Annotated in this window: 19 protein-coding genes and 1 pseudogene; 10 read left to right on the forward strand and 10 right to left on the reverse strand. The window is 69.9% G+C overall.

Annotated features, from left to right (window positions below):
* Nucleotides 1-3 precede the first annotated feature (3 nt).
* From PBV52_RS26420 to PBV52_RS26440, 5 genes are all read left to right on the forward strand, one after another.
* The gene (locus PBV52_RS26420) at nucleotides 4-678 is read left to right on the forward strand and encodes a response regulator transcription factor (protein WP_274241509.1); all 675 of its coding nucleotides are present in this window, start codon (nucleotides 4-6) and stop codon (nucleotides 676-678) included.
* Nucleotides 679-806: 128 nt separating this feature from the next.
* The gene (locus PBV52_RS26425; protein WP_373921909.1) at nucleotides 807-2144 is read left to right on the forward strand and encodes a sensor histidine kinase; all 1338 of its coding nucleotides are present in this window, start codon (nucleotides 807-809) and stop codon (nucleotides 2142-2144) included.
* A complete protein-coding gene (locus tag PBV52_RS26430; RefSeq protein ID WP_274241510.1) occupies nucleotides 2141-2806 on the forward strand; it encodes a response regulator transcription factor in 666 nt (221 codons plus the stop codon). Before PBV52_RS26425 ends, PBV52_RS26430 begins: the two co-directional genes overlap by 4 nt.
* Before the next feature lie 24 nt (nucleotides 2807-2830).
* Entirely contained in the window at nucleotides 2831-3265 is a 435-nt protein-coding gene (locus PBV52_RS26435; RefSeq protein WP_274241511.1) for a VOC family protein, read from the forward strand.
* A 66-nt stretch (nucleotides 3266-3331) separates the two neighbouring features.
* Complete coding sequence (locus PBV52_RS26440) at nucleotides 3332-4537, forward strand: cytochrome P450 (protein WP_274241512.1); 1206 nt, start codon at nucleotides 3332-3334, stop codon at nucleotides 4535-4537.
* A 94-nt stretch (nucleotides 4538-4631) separates the two neighbouring features.
* On the opposite strand, the gene PBV52_RS26445 is transcribed toward PBV52_RS26440, so the two are convergent.
* Nucleotides 4632-6227 carry an ABC transporter permease gene (locus PBV52_RS26445; RefSeq protein ID WP_274241513.1) on the reverse strand — a complete coding sequence of 532 codons (1596 nt, stop codon included), beginning with the start codon at nucleotides 6225-6227 and terminating at the stop codon, nucleotides 4632-4634.
* Nucleotides 6224-7120, reverse strand: coding sequence for an ABC transporter ATP-binding protein (locus PBV52_RS26450; RefSeq protein WP_274241514.1), 897 nt, complete (start codon nucleotides 7118-7120; stop codon nucleotides 6224-6226). The genes PBV52_RS26445 and PBV52_RS26450 overlap by 4 nt, the downstream gene beginning before the upstream one ends.
* Nucleotides 7121-7194: 74 nt before the next feature.
* Between PBV52_RS26450 and PBV52_RS26455 the strand changes: the two genes are divergently transcribed.
* A complete protein-coding gene (locus PBV52_RS26455; RefSeq protein WP_274241516.1) occupies nucleotides 7195-7692 on the forward strand; it encodes a GbsR/MarR family transcriptional regulator in 498 nt (165 codons plus the stop codon).
* 101 nt (nucleotides 7693-7793) lie between these two features.
* Here PBV52_RS26455 and PBV52_RS26460 read toward each other — a convergent pair whose 3' ends face one another.
* Nucleotides 7794-8696, reverse strand: coding sequence for a diacylglycerol kinase family protein (locus PBV52_RS26460; RefSeq protein WP_274241518.1), 903 nt, complete (start codon nucleotides 8694-8696; stop codon nucleotides 7794-7796).
* A 196-nt stretch (nucleotides 8697-8892) separates the two neighbouring features.
* On the opposite strand from PBV52_RS26460, the gene PBV52_RS26465 reads away from it, so the two are divergent.
* Entirely contained in the window at nucleotides 8893-10176 is a 1284-nt protein-coding gene (locus PBV52_RS26465; protein ID WP_274241520.1) for an adenylosuccinate synthase, read from the forward strand.
* Nucleotides 10177-10272: 96 nt separating this feature from the next.
* Here the strand turns inward: PBV52_RS26465 and PBV52_RS26470 are convergent, their stop codons facing one another.
* Entirely contained in the window at nucleotides 10273-10890 is a 618-nt protein-coding gene (locus PBV52_RS26470; protein ID WP_274241521.1) for a CDP-alcohol phosphatidyltransferase family protein, read from the reverse strand.
* Nucleotides 10891-11168: 278 nt separating this feature from the next.
* On the opposite strand from PBV52_RS26470, the gene PBV52_RS26475 reads away from it, so the two are divergent.
* Nucleotides 11169-11621: a hypothetical protein gene (locus tag PBV52_RS26475; protein ID WP_274241523.1), complete on the forward strand. Its 453-nt coding sequence runs from the start codon at nucleotides 11169-11171 to the stop codon at nucleotides 11619-11621.
* A 16-nt stretch (nucleotides 11622-11637) separates the two neighbouring features.
* On the opposite strand, the gene PBV52_RS26480 is transcribed toward PBV52_RS26475, so the two are convergent.
* Both PBV52_RS26480 and PBV52_RS26485 read right to left on the reverse strand, forming a co-directional pair.
* Nucleotides 11638-11835: a DUF397 domain-containing protein gene (locus PBV52_RS26480; protein WP_274241524.1), complete on the reverse strand. Its 198-nt coding sequence runs from the start codon at nucleotides 11833-11835 to the stop codon at nucleotides 11638-11640.
* Nucleotides 11832-12551 (reverse strand): annotated as a pseudogene (locus PBV52_RS26485) (DUF5753 domain-containing protein); the annotation flags it as partial. The gene PBV52_RS26480 and the pseudogene PBV52_RS26485, both read right to left, overlap by 4 nt.
* Before the next feature lie 235 nt (nucleotides 12552-12786).
* Between PBV52_RS26485 and PBV52_RS26490 the strand changes: the two are divergent.
* Nucleotides 12787-13173, forward strand: a complete 387-nt coding sequence (locus PBV52_RS26490; RefSeq protein WP_274241526.1) for a hypothetical protein — start codon at nucleotides 12787-12789, stop codon at nucleotides 13171-13173.
* A gap of 93 nt (nucleotides 13174-13266) precedes the next feature.
* Entirely contained in the window at nucleotides 13267-13557 is a 291-nt protein-coding gene (locus PBV52_RS26495; RefSeq protein WP_274241527.1) for a hypothetical protein, read from the forward strand.
* 19 nt (nucleotides 13558-13576) lie between these two features.
* Here PBV52_RS26495 and PBV52_RS26500 read toward each other — a convergent pair whose 3' ends face one another.
* The 4 genes from PBV52_RS26500 to PBV52_RS26515 all read right to left on the reverse strand — a co-directional run bounded on the left by PBV52_RS26500 (nucleotide 13577) and on the right by PBV52_RS26515 (nucleotide 19167).
* On the reverse strand, nucleotides 13577-14227 hold the full coding sequence (locus tag PBV52_RS26500) for a hypothetical protein (RefSeq protein ID WP_274241529.1): 651 nt from the start codon (nucleotides 14225-14227) through the stop codon (nucleotides 13577-13579).
* A 65-nt stretch (nucleotides 14228-14292) separates the two neighbouring features.
* Nucleotides 14293-16809 carry a dolichyl-phosphate beta-glucosyltransferase gene (locus PBV52_RS26505; protein ID WP_274241531.1) on the reverse strand — a complete coding sequence of 839 codons (2517 nt, stop codon included), beginning with the start codon at nucleotides 16807-16809 and terminating at the stop codon, nucleotides 14293-14295.
* Between the two features lie 26 nt (nucleotides 16810-16835).
* On the reverse strand, nucleotides 16836-17537 hold the full coding sequence (locus tag PBV52_RS26510; RefSeq protein ID WP_274241532.1) for a GntR family transcriptional regulator: 702 nt from the start codon (nucleotides 17535-17537) through the stop codon (nucleotides 16836-16838).
* 274 nt (nucleotides 17538-17811) lie between these two features.
* On the reverse strand, nucleotides 17812-19167 hold the full coding sequence (locus tag PBV52_RS26515; protein WP_274241534.1) for an aspartate aminotransferase family protein: 1356 nt from the start codon (nucleotides 19165-19167) through the stop codon (nucleotides 17812-17814).
* Nucleotides 19168-19217 lie beyond the last annotated feature (50 nt).

The raw sequence follows: 19217 nt of genomic DNA on the forward strand, positions 1-19217 counted from the left end.
CCCATGACGAGCAGCCCCATCCGCGTAGTCATCGCCGACGACCAGCAGATGGTCCGGCAGGGATTCACCGTGCTGCTCAACACCAAGCCCGACATCGACGTGATCGGCCAGGCGGTCGACGGCCTGGACGCGGTCGCGAAGGTCGCCGAACTCACCCCCGACGTCGTCCTGATGGACATCCGCATGCCCGAACTCGGCGGCATCGAGGCCACCCGCCGCATCACCGCCGAGTCACCGCAGATCAAGGTGCTGGTGCTGACCACCTTCGACCTCGACGAGTACGTGTACGAGGCGCTGCGCGCGGGAGCCTCGGGCTTCCTCCTCAAGGACGCCTCCGTCGATCAGCTGGCCGAGGCGGTACGGGTCGTGGCGGCCGGCGACGCGCTGCTCGCGCCCGGGATCACCCGCCGGCTCATCTCCGAGTTCTCCCGCCTGGACAAACGGCCCCGTGCCCCGCTCAAGGCACGCGTCGGCGACCTCACCGAACGGGAGACGGAGGTCCTAGCCCTGATCGCCCAGGGCCTGTCGAACGCGGAGATCGCCGACCGCCTCGTCGTGGCCGAGCAGACCGTGAAGACCCACGTGGGCCGCATCCTGGTGAAGCTGGGGCTGCGGGACCGGACGCAGGCGGCGGTGTTCGCCTACGAGTCGGGACTGGTGCGGCCCGCCGGGTATTGAACGCGGGTCCTGGCGGCACCCGCGCCGGGCACGACCAGCGGGGATACCCGTAGTACCTGAGATGGACCTGCGGGAACCCCTCTCCATGGGGACGACCGCGACAGGGCCCTGCGCCTACCGTTCTGTATGTGACCGAGACGACTCAGATGCCGACCCCGCCGGGGGACGCGGCCAAGCAGCGCAGCCCGGAGCTCCGGCTGGCCGCGGGCGCCCTGCGCGGGCTGCGGCAGGACCTGTCCCATGACGCCTTCGCCTACCGCCCGCTGCCGCGGATGAGCGTCGACGGCCCGCTGACCCGCCGGCTGCCGGGCCGCCTGCGGGAGTACGCGGCCTGGACACCGCACGCCGTGATCACCGCGGCCGCCCTGTTCACGCTGCTCATGGCCACCGTCGACAACGAACGCGCGGTCGTGCTGCTCGGTCCGCTCGCCGTGATCCCGATCCTGCTGACCATGATCCGGCCGGTCGGAGCGTTCTGGCTGTCCATGGCGGCCACCCCGGTCAGCCAGGTCTTCGGCAGCTCCTGGGACGGCTGGCCCTGGCTGCCCGCCAGCTTCGCCTGCCATCTGACCGTGCTGACGGTCGTGGCCATACGCACCAGGCCGCGCACGGCCGGGTACATGTGGGCCGTCACCGCGGCGTACGGCTTCGTGGCGACCGTGCTGTTCGGCCCGGGGCACTACTACGGCGACGACACCGCCCCCATGCTGGTCTTCTCCGCGCTGATCCTGCTCGTCGTCGCCGTCTGGCACACCCGCAAGGAGGCCCGGCAGGAGGTGACCGCGCAGCAGACAGTGACCGCGCACGAGCGCTCCCGGCGCACCCTGCTGGAAGAGCGCACGAACATCGCCCGCGAGTTGCACGACGTGGTCGCCCACCACATGTCGGTCGTCGCCATCCAGGCCGAGGCCGCGCCCTACCGGGTGGAGAACCCGCCGCCGGAGCTGGAGCGGGCCTTCGCCACCATCCGGGAGAACGCGGTGGCGGCCCTGACCGAGCTGCGCCGCGTGCTGGGCGTCGTGCGCGCCGAGGACTACGAAGCGCCGGACGCCCCGCAGCCGACGCTCGCCGACCTGGACGCGCTGCTGGCGAACGTGCGGGACACGGGCCTGAACGTTCAGAAGACGGTGACGGGAGCGGTGCGCGCACTTCCGCAGGGCGTGGAGCTGTCGGCGTACCGCATCGTGCAGGAGGCGCTCAGCAACAGCCTGCGCCACGCGCCCGGCGCGAGCGCCGGAGTGGAGATCGGGTACGTCTTGGGCGGCCTCGGCCTGCGCATAGTCAACGGCCCGCCGCCCGCGCCGGCCCTGGTGAAGCCCTCGCCCGGCGCCGGGCACGGCATCACCGGCATGCGGGAGCGCGTCACCATGCTGAACGGCGAGATGACGGCGGGCCCGACGGACGAGGGCGGCTACGAGGTGACGGTGTTCCTGCCGGCCACCACGACGACAGAGGACGGCTCATGACCATCCGCGTGCTGATCGCGGACGACCAGATGATGGTGCGCGAAGGCTTCTCGGTCCTGCTGAACGCGATGCCGGACATCGAGGTCGTCGGCGAGGCCGTCAACGGACGGGAAGCGGTGGACCGGGTCCGCGACCTCACCCCGGACGTCGTGCTGATGGACATCCGCATGCCGGAGCTGAACGGCATCGAGGCGACCCGGGAGATCGTCGCGGCCGACAGCACGTCCAAGGTGCTGGTGCTGACCACCTTCGACCTCGACGAGTACGTGTACCAGGCGCTGCGCGCGGGAGCCTCGGGCTTCCTGCTGAAGGACGCCTCGGCACGCCAACTCGCCGACGGAGTAAGGGTGGTGGCGGCCGGCGAGGCCCTCCTCGCCCCCTCCGTCACCCGGCGGCTCATCACGGAGTTCTCGAAGCTGTCCGACTCCCCGCGCCTGATGTCCTCCGCGCACGCGGCGTACGGGGAACTGACCGAGCGGGAGACGGAGGTGCTGGTGCTGATCGCGCAGGGCCTGTCGAACGCGGAGATGGCCGAGCGGCTGGTGGTCGCCGAGTCGACGATCAAGACCCACGTCAGCAGGATCCTGGTGAAGCTGGGGCTGCGGGACCGTACGCAGGCGGCGGTGTTCGCGTACGAGGCGCGGCTGGTCACGCCGGGCTGAGGGCGCCGGGGCTACGGTGAGGGCATGGAACAGCGCATCACTCTGATCACGCTGGGAGTGGCCGACCTCGCCCGGTCCAAGGCCTTCTACGAGGCCCTGGGCTGGCGGGGGCAAGAGGTCGAGGAGACCGTCTTCTTCCAGGCGGGCGGCCTGGGACTGGTGTTGTGGGGCCGGGACAAGCTGGCGCGGGACTGCGGTCTGGAGCCCGGGCAGGCGGACGGTTTCGGTGGGATCGTCCTCGCGCACAACGTCCGGTCCGAGGCGGAGGTCGACGCGCTGCTCGCGGCCGTGGAGCGGGCCGGCGGGACGGTCACCAAACCGGCGGCGGTGAACGCGATCGGGTTCTACTCCAGTGCCTTCGTCGACCCCGACGGCCACGCCTGGGAGGTCGCCCACAACCCCGGGTTCCCCCTCGCCGAGGACGGCTCGATCACGCTTCCCGACTTCGGCAAGGACTAGGACCTTCCCGGCGGGCCGGTCAGACACCCCTGGTCAGACAGGGGGACGCCGGGCTAGCGTCCGTGCATGGCAGCCTTCGACCCCTGGGACCCGGCGTTCCTCGCCGACCCCTACCCGGCCTATGCCGAGCTGCGCGCCAAGGGCCGCGTGCACTACTTCGAGCCCACCAACCAGTGGCTCGTCCCGCACCACGCGGACGTATCCGCGCTGCTGCGCGACCGCCGCCTCGGCCGGACCTATCAGCACCGGTTCACGCACGAGGACTTCGGACGGACCGCGCCGCCGCCGGAGCACGAGCCGTTCCAGACCCTCAACGACCACGGGATGCTCGACCTGGAGCCGCCGGACCACACCCGGATCCGGCGGCTGGTGTCGAAGGCGTTCACGCCGCGTACGGTCGAGCAGCTCAAGCCGTACGTGGCCCAGCTGGCCGGGGAGCTGGTGGACCGGCTCGTCGAGGCCGGCGGCGGGGACCTGCTCGCGGATGTCGCCGAGCCGCTGCCCGTGGCCGTCATCGCCGAGATGCTGGGCATCCCGGAGTCCGACCGGGCCCCTCTGCGCCCCTGGTCGGCGGACATCTGCGGGATGTACGAGCTGAACCCCTCGCAGGAGACGGCACGCAAGGCGGTGCAGGCCTCGGTCGAGTTCTCGGACTACCTGCGGGAGCTGATCGCCGAGCGGCGCAAGGAGCCGGGCGAGGACCTCATCTCCGGGCTCATCGCCGCGCACGACGAAGGCGACCGGCTGACCGAGCAGGAGATGATCTCGACGGCCGTCCTGCTGCTCAACGCGGGCCACGAGGCGACCGTCAACGCTACGGTCAACGGCTGGTACGCCCTGTTCCGCAACCCGGGGCAGTTGGCCGCCCTGCGCGCCGACCACTCCCTGATCCCGTCCGCGATCGAGGAGCTGATGCGCTACGACACCCCGCTCCAGCTCTTCGAGCGCTGGGTCCTGGACGAGATCGAGATCGACGGCACGACGATTCCGCGGGGCGCGGAGATCGCGATGCTCTTCGGCTCCGCGAACCACGACCCAGAGGTCTTCCAGAACCCCGACCGGCTCGACCTCACCCGCAAGGAAAACCCGCACATCTCCTTCAGCGCCGGCATCCACTACTGCATCGGCGCCCCCCTGGCCCGCATCGAACTGGCCGCATCGATGACGGCCCTGCTGGAACGGGCCCCGATCCTGCGCCTGGCGACGGAGCCGGATCGGAAGCCGAACTTTGTGATCCGGGGGTTGGAGGGGCTGAGGGTCGAGCCGGCGTAGCCCAGGGCCGGGGTCGAAGGGGCGGAGCCCCTTCAGGAGGGGACGGGTAGGGGCGGCGGGGGCGAGTCGCACGCGGCGGCGACCGCACCGCCGCTCACGTCGTCATGTCCCGCCGCCGCACCCCCGCCAGGCCGGCCGCCACCAGCGCCACCGCCAGCCCGAGCAGCACCGACACCGGGCCCCACTCCATCGACCCGCCCGGCAGCTTCGGCAGATGCCCGAACGGCGAGAGATCCAGCACCGCCTGCGGAGCGTCCAGCGCAGGCCCCACCCAGCCGATGAGCAGCACCGCGCCCGCGACGCCCCATGCCGCCATCGCGGCCCGGGGCAGTACCCCGTACAGCAGCACCGCCAGCCCGCCGATCACCCACACCGCGGGGAGCTGCACCAGGCACGCCCCCAGGAGGGGCCCGGCCTCCTTGCCGTAGCCGACGATGAAGCCGAGGCCGGTCAGGAGCATGATCAGGACGGCGCCGCCGAAGGCGATGACCAGGTGTCCGGCGGCCCAGCGCAGGCGGCCGACCGCGTTCGCCAGCACCGGTTCCGCCCGGCCGGACGTCTCCTCGCCGTGCAGGCGCAGCACCGAGCCGACGACATACAGCGCCGCGATCAGGCCCATCATCCCGACCATCGACGCAAGGAACGCGTCCGTCAGACCGCTCTGGCCGCCCATCCGCTCGAAGATCTTCCGGGCGTTGTCGTTGTCGCCGACCAGGTCGGTCACGCCGTCCGCCAGACCGCCGTAGACGACGCCGACGACGAAGAAGGCGATGCTCCAGCCGTACACGCTGCCCCGCTGCAGCCGCCAGGCCAGCGAGCCCGCCGTGCGCAGGCGGCCCGAGGCGGGTCCCGGGCGGGTCGGCAGGAAGCTCATGCCGACGTCCCGGCGGCCCGCCAGCTCGTAGGCCACCGCGCCCTGGAGCAGGATCGCCGCCGCGAACAGCGGCAACACCCACCAGCGTTCGTCGGCGTAAGGCCGCAGGTTCTCCAGCCAGCCCAGCGGGGACAGCCACGTCAGGGCGGACGAGCCGTCGTCCGTCGCCGAGTCGCCCGCCGCGCGAAGGACGAAGGCCGCGCCCAGCACCCCGGCCGTCAGGCCGCGGGCCAGCCGCGCGCTCTCCGTCAGCTGGGCGACGATCGCCGCCATCGTGGCGAAGACCATGCCGACGGCCGCGAGGCCGAGGCCGAGGGCGAGGGCGCCCACGGCGCCCCGGGCGGCCAGGCCCGCCGTCACGAGCAGAGCCAGTACGGCGTTCGCGACCCCCGCCGCCAGCAGCGCCGCCGTCAGGGAGGCCCGGCGGCCTACCATGCCGGACGCCACCAGTTCCTGCCGGCCGCTCTCCTCCTCGTCCCGGGTGTGCCGTACGACGACGAGCAGGCTTGTCACCGCGGCGAGCGCGCCCGCGTACACACCCACGCGCCAGGCCGTCAGGGCGCCGATCGAGGTGTCGAAGACCGGGCCGATCAGGGCGCGGAAGGAGGCGTTGGTCGCCACCTGGTGGATCAGGTCGGCGCGTTCGGCCGGGGTTCCGTACAAGTTCTTCAGCGTGTTCGGCATGGAGAGGACCATGAGCGCGTTGACCCCGACCCAGACCGGGATCATCACCCGGTCCCGGCGCAGCGCGAAGCGCAACAGCGTGCCGGTGCCCGCGAGTTGGCGGCCGGACCTCGGTACCGCGAGCGTCGTCATCGGGCCGCCGCCTCCTGCTGGTAGTGCCGCAGGAACAGCTCCTCCAGCGTCGGCGGCGTCGACGTCAGCGACCGCACGCCCGACTCGCTGAGCGAGCGCAGTACGGCGTCGAGTTTGTCGGTCTCGACCTGGAGCCGGACGCGGCGGCCCTGTACGTCGAGGTCGTGGACGCCCGGAAGACGGGACAACCCGTTGGGCGGACCGGCCAGTTCGGCCGTGACGCTCGTCCGCGTCAGGTGGCGCAGGTCGGCGAGCGAACCGCTCTCGACCGTGCGGCCCCTGCGGATGATGCTGACCCGGTCGCAGAGTTCCTCGACCTCGCTGAGGATGTGCGAGGAGAGCAGGATCGTACGGCCGCGCTCGCGTTCCTCCTCGACGCAGCGCTGGAAGACCTCCTCCATCAGCGGGTCCAGGCCCGAGGTCGGCTCGTCGAGGATCAGCAGGTCCACGTCCGAGGCGAACGCGGCGACGAGGGCGACCTTCTGGCGGTTGCCCTTGGAGTAGGTGCGGCCCTTCTTCGTCGGGTCCAGCTCGAACCGCTCGATCAGTTCGGCACGGCGCCCGGCGTCGAGGCCGCCCCGCAGACGGCCGTAGAGGTCGATGACCTCACCGCCGGACAGGTTCCGCCACAGGGTCACGTCACCCGGCACGTAGGCGATGCGGCGGTGCACCTCCACCGCGTCCGTCCAGGGGTCGCGGCCGAGCACCTGCGCGGCGCCCGTGTCGGCGCGCAGCAGGCCGAGCAGGACGCGGATGGTGGTGGACTTGCCGGCGCCGTTGGGGCCGAGGAAGCCGTGGACCTCGCCGGTCTCGACGTCCAGGTCGAGGCCGTCGAGCGCGTGCGTCTTGCCGAACGACTTGTGCAGTCCGGAGACGGTGATTGCCTTCGTCATGGTTCAGAACGTACGCTTCTTTCAGAAATTTGTGAAGTTAAGGAAGTCTATGAAGGCCCTTTAGGATGGGCGACATGACGGAATCAGTCGGGGCCGGCCGTGACGCGGAGTCCGTGTCGAAGTTCGTGGAGTCGTTCGCGGCGCAGCTCGTCGAGGCCGGGATGCAGCGCATGGCAGCCCGCGTCTTCGCCGCGCTCCTCGCCTCCGACAAGGGCGTGCTGACCTCCGCCGAACTGAGCGAACAGCTGCAGATCAGCCCCGCCGCCGTCTCCGGCGCGGTGCGCTACCTGGCCCAGACGCACATGGTCTCGCGCGAGCGGGAGCCGGGCTCGCGCCGGGAGCGCTACCGGGTGCACGGCGACCAGTGGTACGAGGCCCTGACCAACCGCGAGGCCGTCCTCAAGCGGTGGGAGGCGGCTCTGCGCGAGGGCGTCAACAGCCTCGGCGGGGACACCCCGGCAGGGCGCCGCCTGGCCGAGACGCTCGCCTTCTTCGAGTTCGTCGAGGGCGAGGTCGCGGCCATGATGGAGCGCTGGCGGGAGCACCGCGAGAAGACCTTCGGCCAGGGCTGACCCCGGGCCTCACGGAGTCCAGCAGCAGCTGGGCAGCGTAACCGGGCCTGCCCGAAGGCGCCCGGATCAACCGCTCCCGCTCGCTGCTCACCGCTCCCCGCTCACCGCCCCGGCAGCACCAGCCGCAGCCCGCCTTCCCCCACGGTCCACGTCTTCCTGCGCACCGGCCCCGACACCACCTCATCCGCCCGGTACCGGAAGTGCGCCCCCGAGACGGTCACCGTCCGCCCCTCGGCCCGCAGGGGCGTGGCCTCCGCGCCCACCGAGGCCGGCCGTACCTCCACCTCGGCCACACCGGCGATCCCCGGCGCCACCGACACCGCCTCCACCGGCTGGTCGAGGTCCACCAGCGTTGTTCCGTCGACCTCGACCCGCAGCCGCGACGGGCCGGACTCGGCAGCGGGTGTGCCCCGCACCGGCACCAGCGTCCGTACCAGCGACTGGCACGTCCGCAGCCAAGGCCGCCCTGCGAACGGCCCCACCGCGGTCGCCCCGTTCGCCCCGTTCGCTCCGGTCGCGCCGTTCATCCCGTTCGTCCCGGCCTCCGAGGCAGGGTCCCGTATCGGCGGGATCCGCAGCGCGCCCAGGACCACTCCGTCGCTGTCGTCGACGAGCAGATCCAGCCGCCGCTCCTCCCCGTCCAGCACCGCCCGGGCCGCCGCCACCGCCCCCGTCGGCACCCCGAGGGATCCGGCCAGCGACAGCGCGGCTCCGACCGGCACCACCGACAGCACACATTCGGCCAGCTGCCGCTGCCGGTGCAGCAGCGACACGGCCTGCATCAGCGCCCGGTCGTCGCCGATGACCACGGGCCGTCGGGACCCGCGCCGAGCCAGTGCCCGGGCAAATTCCTCCGGCCCCTCCGGCAGGCACACTTTCGTCGCCGCACCCGCGCTGAGCACGTCTTTCGCGATCCTGACAGATTCCCCGTCCGTCCTCAGGGCGACCGGATCGATCACCACCAGCAGCTGATCGGACATCGCGAAAGTCGCCACCTCGGCCATGCCTCGCTTCCTCGGGTAGCATCTTTGTGCAAGAGCCCCTTGCGCTATTGCGCCAGGGGCTTCGTCTATTCCGGGGCCATCCGGTCCGACGGTTCACGGCCAACGACGGTCGCGACCTGTCGTGGTGTACACGGTTAAGACCCTCCGTGTACACCCCTGACCTTGGACATGCCCCGCCCGGAAGGGGTGTACGCGCGTGCCCGCACTTGTGCTGCTCGGTGCTCAGTGGGGTGACGAAGGCAAGGGAAAGGCGACGGACCTGCTAGGCGGATCCGTCGACTATGTGGTGCGCTACCAGGGCGGCAACAACGCCGGCCACACGGTAGTCGTGGGTGATCAGAAGTACGCCCTGCACCTGCTCCCTTCCGGAATCCTCTCGCCGGGGTGTACCCCGGTCATCGGCAACGGTGTCGTCGTCGACCCGTCGGTCCTGCTCTCCGAGCTGAGCGGTCTGAACGAGCGCGGCGTCGACACGTCCAAGCTCCTCATCAGCGGAAACGCGCACATCATCACGCCTTACAACGTGACGGTGGACAAGGTGACGGAACGCTTCCTCGGTAAGCGGAAGATCGGGACCACCGGTCGCGGCATCGGCCCGACCTACGCCGACAAGATCAACCGCGTCGGTATCCGCGTCCAGGACCTGTACGACGAGTCGATCCTCACCCAGAAGGTCGAGGCGGCTCTCGACGCCAAGAACCAGATCCTCAGCAAGCTCTACAACCGCCGTGCGATCGCCGCCGACCAGGTCGTCGAGGAGCTGCTGGACTACGCCGACAAGATCAAGCCGTACGTCGCCGACACGGTCCTGATCCTCAACCAGGCGCTGGAGGACGACAAGGTGGTCCTCTTCGAGGGCGGCCAGGGCACCCTCCTCGACATCGACCACGGCACGTACCCCTTCGTCACCTCCTCGAACCCGACCGCGGGCGGCGCCTGCACGGGTGCGGGCGTGGGCCCGACGAAGATCAGCCGCGTGATCGGCATCCTCAAGGCGTACACGACCCGCGTCGGCGCCGGCCCGTTCCCGACCGAGCTCTTCGACGAGGACGGCGCTGCGCTGCGCCGCATCGGTGGCGAGCGGGGCGTGACGACCGGCCGTGACCGCCGCTGCGGCTGGTTCGACGCGGTGATCGCCCGGTACGCGACCCGTGTGAACGGCCTGACCGACTTCTTCCTCACCAAGCTGGACGTCCTGACCGGCTGGGAGCAGATCCCGGTCTGCGTGGCGTACGAGATCGACGGCAAGCGCGTCGAGGAGCTCCCGTACTCCCAGACCGACTTCCACCACGCGAAGCCGGTCTACGAGATGCTGCCGGGCTGGAGCGAGGACATCAGCAAGGCCAAGTCCTTCTCCGACCTGCCGAAGAACGCCCAGGCATACGTCAAGGCGCTGGAGGAGATGTCCGGCGCGCCGATCTCCGCGATCGGCGTGGGGCCGGGCCGGGACGAGACGATCGAGATCAACTCGTTCCTCTAGGCCCGTAGGCCCGTAGGCCCGTAGGCCTGATAGTCCCGGTAATCCGGGTAGTTCGAAAACTGCGCCGCGTCCGGCTCCCGGGCGCGGCGCAGTTCGCTACGCCTTCTCGCCCACGCGGACGCCGGACGACCTCAGCCCGCGCACCTGAGTCGTGTAGAGCGCCGCGGACCACCAGTACAACCCGGCCCCCCAGATCGCCAGCGCCCATCCACATACGCCGGCAAAGTGCGCCAACGAATCCCCGCCGTCGGCCAAAAGGAGCAGAGGGAATGCGTACATGAGGTTGAAGGTGGCCGCTTTCCCGATGAAATTCACCTTGAGGGGGCCGTATCCCATTCTCCGTAGCGTGGCGATATTGAGTGCCATGAATACGTCACGTGCGAGAAGCAGGGCCAGGAACCACCAAGGGATGATGTCCCGCAGGACCAGCGCGAGCAGCGTAGAAATCGTGTACAGTCGGTCAGCTGCGGGATCCAGTATTTGGCCGAGGCGGGTTATCTGATTCCACCGGCGGGCCAGTTTCCCGTCAAGGTAGTCGGTGATACCGCTGACCACCAGAAGGGCAATCGCCCACCCATCAAGACTGGGGTTGCCGAAATAGGGCTGGAGAACGAGCCACAGAAATACCGGAACCCCGGCGACGCGTAGGGCGCTCAAAGCGTTCGGGATGGTCAACACCTTGTCAAGGTGATCCTTTCCCACTTCCCTTTCCACTTCCCTGCCTCCAACCGGGGCGCCCGAAGCCCGGAATTTTGATTCTAAAAATAGACAACACCTGATCTTACCAGAGCCTCCACATCATTCGAGCATTTAGGTCGCGACCAGACATTCTGGGACATTGCTGGGCATAGTTTATGATCTAGCGGCATGCAATTACCCTCTGTTAGGTTGCTCATGCGCCGCCTGACCAGCGACGCGACGGTCTGCCTGCCGCAAGGGAAGGGGCAGGGGCCGGATCTTTCCTAGGGGGATTTTTAATGAACATGAGGCGCTTGACTGTGGTCCTGTCGACCACCGCGCTTACTTCCGCCGTCCTGCTGGCCACTTCGGGCAGCGCCGTCGCCGCCGACCGGGAAGTCACGTGGAAAAACGTAGCGACCGGCCGCTGGCTCGGTATGGACACCGGAATCACCGGCACCGGAACCAAGGTGCTCACGGGTAATCGGAACGCCGGCGGATGGAACGAGTCCAAGAACTCCGACGGCTCGTTCACGCTTGAGTGGGACGGCTACAGCACGGGATCCCACTGCCTGGACAGTAACGCTTCGGGATCCGTTTACGGGATTTCCTGCAATGGCGGAAACAACCAGAAGTGGATCGAAACGAAGACCGCTACCGGGTGGCGCCTGAAGAACAAGGCGACCGGACGCATCCTGGACAGCAATGCATCCGGGTCTGTCTACACGAAGCCCGACAACGGCGGTAAGTACCAGCGTTGGAGCTGACCTCCAGGGGCTTGCTTTAAGCCCCCGTCGATAGCGCGATGAAAGCGGCCCAGGCGTTGCCGGAGACGGTGAGGTTTGGGCCGCCGGGGTTTTTGGAGTCGCGGATGTGGATGGTGGTGGGGGCTTGGGGGCAGGGGGCGACTTCGACGCAGGCTCCGCCACCGCTGTCGCTGTAGCTCGACTTGAACCAGCGGAGGGTTCCGGTGCCGCTCATCGTTCCTCTCCTGCCAACTGTTCGATGAGGCCCAGCGATTCGTCGGGGCTCAGGGCCTGTGCACGGATCCTCGCATGGCGGTGCGACAGATGGGACACCTCCGCCGGGTCGCTGATCAGAATGCCCTGGTCTTCGATCTCCATGTAGGCGACGTGTTGGTGGTCGCTGGTCTCCACGAGTTGCATGGCGCCGCGATCGCCCGCGTACGTGCCGCGCAGCCCACGATCCAGGGGCAGCACCTGTACGAAGACATTGTCCCTCCGGGCGTCCTCCGCGAGCGAGCGCAACTGCCCGCGCGTGATCTCCCAGCTGCCGAACGGCCGCCGCAGCACGCTCTCTTCGAGGATCAGCTCGATCAATGGGCTCGGCTGCCGGTCGAAGAGCGCCCGGCGGGCGAGGCGGGCCTCCACCAGTTCCTCGCGCCTCTGCTCCGACACCGGCGGATAACTGCCGCCGATCAGCGCCCGAGCGTAATCCTCGGTCTGGAACAGGCCGTCGACGATCAGTGTTTGGTACGAGCACAACGTGATCGCTCCGGCCTCAAGCCCAGAGAACCCACGGAACCGAGCCGGATACTTCTCCAGCAGCATCCACTTGCGCGCCTCCTCGAAGACACCCAGCCCGCCCCCGATCGCCTGCTCCAACCCCATCAGCATCTGATCGCTCGCGGGCTGCGCGCATGTCTCCATGGCACTGATCGCCGCTGCCGTGTAGCCAGAGCCGGACTGGAGCGGCGTACATGTGCTGCACCTCGCGCTGCCCACTGTCGGGTGGCCGCGCGGACGTCCCGTCCTGACCAGGACGCCGACGCGCTATCGGGGTACAGGCATCCGCACCATCCGTATCGTCGAGCGGAACTGACGCGCCCGGTACAAGACCGCGGACCGACGCCCGTATACGTCTACGCTCGATGCCCGATGTGCACCACTGGAGCGATGGGGGAGTGTGCGCATGGACCAGATCGCACCTGAACTGCTCATGGCCCTCGCCGGAGGCACCGCCGGTGCCGCCGGCCAGCAGATCTGGGCCTCGTTGCGGGACCTCGTCAGGCGTCGGCCGTCCGGGCAAACCCCTGACGGGGAAGCCGAGTTGACGGCCCTCGGCGCGGCGGCGGGCGACGGGGAACGGGCCAGGGAGCTTGCCCGGGTGCTGGCGCAGCGGGCCGGGCAGGATCCGGCTTTCGCCCAGGCCCTGGAAACCTGGCGCCGTCAGGCCGAGGCGTGGGACGACGCGCGGACCGGCGCGGGCGACGTGCGCAACGAGATCTCCGGGGGGACGTTCCAGGGGCCCGTCGTCCAGGCGCGGGACATCAACGGGCCCCTCACGTTCGGCGGCTAGCGGTACACCCGATGGAGCTGTGAACGGGCGAAGTGCGCGCGGCGCCCCTAGCGTGCGGTCTATAGGGGGCGATCAGAAGAGAAGGTGAGTGTCATGCGCGTGCTGCTCCAGGCCCATCTCGACACCGAGAAGACGAACGACGTCATCCGCAGTGGCAAGATGCCCCAGGTGATGCAGGAGATCATGGAGGCTTTCAAGCCGGAGGCGTCCTACTTCACCGCTGACCACGGGGTCCGCACGATGTTCGTGTTCTTCGACATGCAGGACCCCGCCCAGATGCCCCCGCTCACCGAGCCGCTCTTCGAGAAGTTCGGCGCCGAGGTGGATTACACGCCGGTGATGAACCTCGACGACGTGCAGAAGGGGCTGTCCCAGCTGAAGTAGGCCGGCTGAGGGAAGCAGGTCAGCTGAACACGATCATCGAACCCTGCGCCAGGCTCCGCGTCGCCGCCGCGTGCAGCCCCAGCCACACATGCCGTTCGCGGGCGAAGGGGCTCGGGTCGTAGGGGGCGGGGACCGCCGGTTCCTCCAGGTCCGTGGGTACGAGGGGGGGCTGGGGGGCCATCGGAGGGTTGGCCGGGTCGATGCCGATGACCGGGGCCACGAACTCCAGCTCCCGCAGCAGCGACTGGGAGGAGCCCAAGGGGCCGCCGCCCGCGAGGAGTTCTTCGCTGGAGAGCGGGTTCGGGAAGTCGACGGGGACGTACGCGCCCGCGTGGTCGTAGTGCCAGACCAGGTGCGACTGCTGGGCCGTCGTCTCGAACATCTCCAAAAGCTGCTCGTAGTCGCCGCCCAGCTCGTCGACCGGCGTCACCGGCAGCTGGCACACCTGGAGCAGGTACGCGCGGCGCAGGAAGTGCAGCGCGTCGTAGTCGAAGCCCGCGACCGGGGCGACGTCGCCGGACAGGCCCGGCATGTACTGGTACACCGGCACCGGCGGCAGGCCGGCCTCGGCGAGCACCTTGTTGTATTGCGCGAGTTCCTCGGCGAAGGGGTTGTCGGGGGTGTGGCACAACACGTCGACGAGCGGTACCAGCCACAGGTCACAGGCCAAAAGAGGGCTCCTCACAGCACGGTGGTCAGGGAAGGGTAATCGGTGCGACGCCGGGACGGATCCCCTCATGCAAGTCCCCGCTCGTGCAGGTCCCATACCCACACTCCGTCGACCCACCTACCCGAGCCGCCCACCAGCTTCGCCACGGTCTCCCGCAGCGCCCCGTCGTTCGGCTGCGGCGCCAGCACCAGTACGCCCGCCCGCCAGTACGCCAGATCCGCCCGGGCCTGCTCCCGCCAGGACTCGTTGATCGGCGGGACCCGGCCCGAGTCGCGGACGTCGCGCAGCAGGTTGGAGGTGAAGCGGGGCTCGGCGCCGTAGATGCCGACGCGTTCGTCGCCGTAGGGCCCGTTGAAGTAGCCGCCCGCGAGCTTGAAGCCGAGGCCGGCCTCGGTCTGCCAGTGCAGCGCCTCCGCGTTGCCCGGGTCGGGCAGCGGCACCGCCACGAGAGACTCGCCCTCGCGGACGTACGACGTCCAGGTCCCGTCCGCGACGAAGGCGGGCACGTCGACGCGGTCGACGGCCTTCAGCGGGGCCGGGACGAGCGGGAGCAGGGCGAGGCCGACGCCCAGCAGTCCGACGTACCGCGTGCTCGGCGCACGCACCGCGAGCAGCCGCTCCAGGGCGAGCGCGAGCAGCATGCCCAGCGCGGGGGCGCAGATCATCGCGACGCGGCCCTCGATGACCGCCTCGAACAACGGCTGGTCGGCGAGGAGTCTCCACGGCCCGGGCACGGCGATGTCCGTCAGCGGAATGCGCAGCTCCCGCCCCAGGGACAGGAACGCGGCGGCCACCGCCGTGAACGCCAGCGCCTTGACCAGGGCCTGCTCCCACAGCCGTACGAGAATCGCGAAGGCGAGGAGGACCAGCGGCCAGCCGTAGAAGGCGTTCTGTTCGGTGGTGTTGAAGGCCAGGGCGTTCGCCGTGTCCGCGTCGCCCGCGAGCCAGGACCGCTCGGCGAAGGAGAGCAGGGCGAGGGGGCTGTTGAACGAGCGGGGGTTGTGCTCGATGTCCGTGTAGCTCTGCGGGCCGGCGAACTGCCAGACGAGTGGGTACACGACCAGCGGCAGGCAGACGGAGGCGCCGATGAGCAGGCCTGTGAGCAGCGGGCGCCAGGACTGCCGTGCCGCATCCGGGCGTACGACGGCGTACGCGGCGGCGAACAGCAGCATGCCCAGCGCCGCCAGCAGCAACGGCTCCTCGCCGAGGAAGATCTGGTACGCGGCCATCAGGCCCAGCACCACTCCGTCCCGTACGACCCGGGTGCCCGTGCACAGGCGCAGGGCGCGGTCGATGATCAGCGGGATCATGAAGAGGACCACGAAGTTCGGGTGCGCGTGGGCGTGGCTGACCATGGGCGGGGCGAAGGCGGCGAGCAACGCGCCGAGGAAGGCCGCGATCCGGCCCTGTACGACGTACTTGACGATCAGCCGGTACCAGGCGGCCGCGGTGGCGGCGAGGCCCAGCGTCATCACCAGGCTGAGGGTGACCGCGGGGCCGGCGAGCAGGGTCAGCGGTGTGAGGGGGACGGAGAGGCCGAGCATGACCGTGTTGGCCATCAGGTTCACGCCGTCGGGGAAGCCCTGGAGGTCGGAGAAGAGGGGGTTGCGCAAGTGGGCGACGTTGTCGGCCGTGACCGCGAAGAACCACTCCCACTGGTTCTGGTCGCGCAGGGAGTCGGGGAGGTAGCGGTGGGCCGGGTCGAAGAAGCGGCCGGAGTAGAGGGCCACCGACATGAGGAGGAAGAGGAAGAGGGCGAAGAGGTCTGCGGGGCGCAGGGAGCGCAGGGCGATGCGGGCTATCTCGGTGAGGACGCGGGCGTAGTCGAGGGGGCCGACCTTCGAGCCGGGCTGGTGGGACCAGCGGACCGGGACCTCGGTGACGGGCAGGCCCGCACGGTGGAAGTGGCGTAAGACCTCGACGTCTGTGCCCCAGCCGTTGACGCGGGAGGCGGCGTAGGCCTCGCGGGCGCGGTCGCCGTCGTAGAGCTTGAAGCCGCACTGGGTGTCGCGGATGCCGGGCACGGCCGTCCGGCGGATCAGTAAGTTCCCTGCGCGGCCCAGGAGTTCACGCATCCGGTGCTGGCGGTCGCCGATCGTGGCGCCGGGGACCGAACGGGAGCCGATCGCCGCGGAGTTGCCCTCGGCGAGCGCCTTGTCGAGCCGCTCCAGCTCCTCGATCGGCGTCGCGAGATCGGCGTCCGTGACGAGGACGCGGCGACCGAGGGAGGCGGCGACGCCCAGGCGGAGGGCGTGGCCCTTGCCGCGGTTGCGGGGAGAGCCGACCAGGCGGATACGGGGGTTCTGGCGGGCGGTGACCAGATCGCCGGTGGCGTCGGTGGAACCGTCGTCGGCGACCACGATCTCCCACTCGGGCCAGCGGGCGTGGTGGGCGGCCAGGTGGTCGGTGATGGCGTCGAGGGTGGGGGTGAGGCGGTGTTCCTCGTTGTAGGCGGGGATGACGACGGAGAGGTCGTAGGCGGGGGTGCCGGGGGAGGGGGTGGGTTCGGGGGTGTTCGGTAGCGCGGGGGCGTCCGGTGGTTCGGGTGCGTCCGGTGGTTCGGGTGCGCCCGGTAGCTCCATGGCCTCCGGTAACTCCCGCTCCTGGCTCATCCGGACGCCAGCCGCTCGATCAGGGCGAGGGAGTCCGCGTCGTGGGCGGCGATGATCGAGCGGGCCGTCGACAGGTCGCGGCGCATCAGGGCGTCGACCAGTTCGGTGTGCCGGGACCACAGGTGGCCGCGCAGATCGTCGAGGCGGCGCAGATGCTGGACCGTGCAGACCCAGGACTGCACGCGCAGCCGGTGCAGGAAGTCGGCGAGGTAGGCGTTGCCGAAGAGGGTGCCGAGCTCGCGCCAGAAGCGCAGGTCGTAGCCGATGAGCACGGTGAGGTCGCCTGCGGTGGCGGCGCGCTGCGCCTCCTCGGCACGGCGGCGTACCCCGACCACGGCGGCGTGGACGCGGGGGTCGTCGGGGTCCCGGTGGCGGGCGGTTTCGGTGGCCAGGACCCGGAACATGCCGGTGGTGACCAGGCTGCGGGCCTCGATGATGCCGCGGTAGTCCTCGACGGAGTACTTGTGGACACGGAAGCCGCGGTGCTGGTCGGCCTCCAGGAGCCCTTGCGCGGAGAGATCGACGAGTGCCTCGCGGACGGGCGTCGCGGAGACGCCGTACTGCTCGGCGATCTCCTTGACCGTGAACTCCCGGCCCGCCTGCAACCGCCCGGCCAGCACCTCGTCCCGCAGCGCGTCCGCGATCTGCTGCCGCAGGGTGCTCCGGGTAACGGAGCCGTTGCTGCCGATGCCGGGCATGGTCAGGGCGTCTCCCGTCGTCGCGATGAGGTGGCGTGCACGTATATGTCTACGAGCACGCCACCTTACGCGTTCGGGTGCCGAGCGATGTTTCTGCGGGGAACACCGCTTCCTCGCCCCCGCCGCCCCTACCCGTCCCGTCCTCCAGGGGCTGCCGCCCCTTCGACCCCGCTCCCTGGGGGCCTGCGGCCCCCAGACCCCGCTTCGGCCCTGAACGGGCCTCGTCCTCAAACGCCGGACAGGCTGAGATGCGGCGGGACGGACGGCGGCTCTGTTACTCCGTGTACTCGTCCGCCACCGTCAGCGCGGCGTCCAGCGCCGCCAGCCCCTCCTTCAGCTCGGCGTCGCTCACGTTGAGCGGGGGGACGACATGCGTGCGGTTCATGTTCACGAACGGCCAGATGCCCGCGGCCTTCGCGGCGGAGCCGAACGCCGCCATGGGGGCGTTCGCCTCGCCGGCCGCGTTGTACGGCACCAGCGGCTCACGGGTCTCCCGGTTCCGCACCAGTTCGACCGCCCAGAACATGCCGGTACCGCGCACCTCGCCGACGCAGGGGTGCCGCTCGGCCAGCTCACGCAGCCCCGGTTCGACCACGTCGGTGCCCAGCCGGGCGGCGTTCTCGACGATGCCCTCCTCGGCCATGACGTTGATCGTCGCGACGGCGGCCGCGCAGGCCAGCGGGTGACCGGAGTAGGTCAGACCGCCGGGGTACGGGCGCTTCGCGAAGGTCTCGGCGATGGCCCCGGAGATGGCCACGCCGCCCAGGGGCACGTAACCGGAGTTCACGCCCTTCGCGAAGGTCATCAGGTCCGGGGTCACGTCGAAGAGATCCGCCGCGAACCACTCACCGGTCCGCCCGAACCCCGCCATGACCTCGTCCAGGACGAAGACGATCCCGTACTTGTCGCAGAGCTCGCGAACGCCGGCGAGGTAGCCGGGCGGCGGCACCATGATCCCGGCCGTCCCGGGGATCGTCTCCAGGATGATCGCGGCGACGGTCGACGGCCCCTCGAAGGCGATCGTCGTCTCCAGGTGCTCCAGCGCCCGCGCGCACTCCTGCTCCTCGGTCTCCGCGTAGAAGCGGGAGCGGTAGAGGAAGGGCGCCCAGAAGTGCACGACACCGGCCGCGGCACTGTCGGAGGCCCAGCGGCGCGGGTCGCCGGTGAGGTTCACGGCCTGCTGCGTGCCCCCGTGGTACGACCGGTACGCCGAGAGCACCTTGGGCCGTCCCGTGTGCAGCCGCGCCATCCGTACGGCGTGCTCCACGGCGTCCGCGCCGCCGTTGGTGAAGAAGATCTTGTCCAGGTCACCCGGCGTCCGCTCGGCGATCAGCCGCGCCGCCTCCGACCGTGCCTCGATGGCGAAGGCGGGCGCGAAGGTGGTCAGGTGTGCGGCCTGCTCCTGTATCGCGGCGACGACCTTCGGGTGCTGGTAGCCGATGTTCGTGTAGACGAGCCCGCTGCTGAAGTCGAGGTAGCGCTTGCCGTCGTAGTCCCAGAAGTACGACCCCTCCGCGCCGGCGACGGCGAGCGGGTCGATGAGCTCCTGAGCGGACCATGAGTGAAAGACATGCGCACGGTCCGCGGCCTTCACGGCTGCGCCGATCTCGGGATTTGGCTGAGGGGTCATGCGGGCGAGCGTAGGAGTCGGCGGTGTGGGCGAGGTAGCGGCGTCATGTC

Source organism: Streptomyces sp. T12, from assembly GCF_028736035.1.
Taxonomy (GTDB): Bacteria; Actinomycetota; Actinomycetes; order Streptomycetales; family Streptomycetaceae; genus Streptomyces.